Here is a 1,218-nt window from a genome sequence, read left to right as displayed (position 1 = left end):
ATCAGGAAACAACCATTCATATAAATCTTGATACCAAATTTCGGCAGTCCCTTGGTCTTCACTGTTATACCACCAAGCATTGTGAGCAGACTGCCACATATCGATCAGACCACCATTGTCATTGCCATTACCATTGCCGTTGGCGTTGTTGGTATTATTGTCATCCAGCCACCATTCTGTAAAGGCATCTGTATTTTCCAGGGTAGTATCAGTACTTTCGCTGTTAGGGTCTCCCCCATTAGCCAAGATAGCATCGAAATAATCAGCAGAAACATTGTCTTCAACCCAAGCAACGGTAACCCCTAGCTTATTTGCCACTTGCTGCTTGGCTGATTCTAGATAAGAGTCTAAATCTACTGTCCAACTACCATCCTCTGCCCATGCTGCATCTGGATTCGTATCATAACCCAGTACATCCATGGTTTGCACATCCAACTCAGATATTTCTGCCCTCTCCTGATATGACAAGGTCGGATCCATTATTCCTGAGGTATCATAACGGTTTTCCCAGTGACTTGCTTGGTAATCATCGTTGTCTAGACCTGTTGCCAACGTCGCAAGGATAGTAGTCCCCCCATCAATGGTGAATAGGTTCCCTGATAAATTAGCAGTATTACTGTCTGCTGAGAAACGGTATAAATCTAGGGGGGTGAAGTTACTCAGTTCTTGTTGCCCTGAGTACTGGGTATTATTTTCTAAGCTATAATCTATACCACTGGTGAATCCCATGATGTGGCCGGTTTCGTGCAATACCACACTCAATAAGTCAATGGTTTGTTCTGCTGCTTCACCAGTCCTAGTGTAGTCATTATCCCATGTAAAACTATCATTTAAAACGATATAACCATCGTTGGCATTTGGGTCTACTAAGTCCCTTGTCCAAGTTCCTTTATCTTGGGTGAAGACTTGAGTAAGTTGCTCTTGTCCTTGCTGCAACTGTTGGCTTATATACTGGGTTTCATGGCTGTCTAATTCTACAACTAATTGAGCAGCTAGGGACTTAGCTGCTTGTAACTCATTGTATAATTGCTGACCATAGTTCTCGGCTGGGTTGCCATTCTTGTAAGTGATGACACTAGCATCTAAAACTAGGCTTCCATCTATATACTGATCTAGTTTTGCATATCCAGTGTTATTGAGTATGTGACTCCATAATTTATTGTTTAGGGCTGTGTCTAAAGATGTTTTCAGACTGTTGGCTGTGTTATATGCTGAGTG

The 1,218-nt window shown here is 42.3% G+C and carries 1 protein-coding gene; it reads right to left on the bottom strand.

Annotated elements, in window-relative coordinates:
* A partial coding sequence (locus CALSC_RS26815; protein WP_200817750.1) for an NF038122 family metalloprotease occupies positions 1-1,218 on the bottom strand: 1,218 nt, incomplete at both ends.

Origin of the sequence: Calothrix rhizosoleniae SC01 (assembly GCF_900185595.1) — a bacterium.
Taxonomy (GTDB): domain Bacteria; phylum Cyanobacteriota; class Cyanobacteriia; order Cyanobacteriales; family Nostocaceae; genus Calothrix_A; species Calothrix_A rhizosoleniae.
Note: the sequence above shows the minus strand (reverse complement) of the source record. Positions and strands in the feature narration are given on the sequence as shown.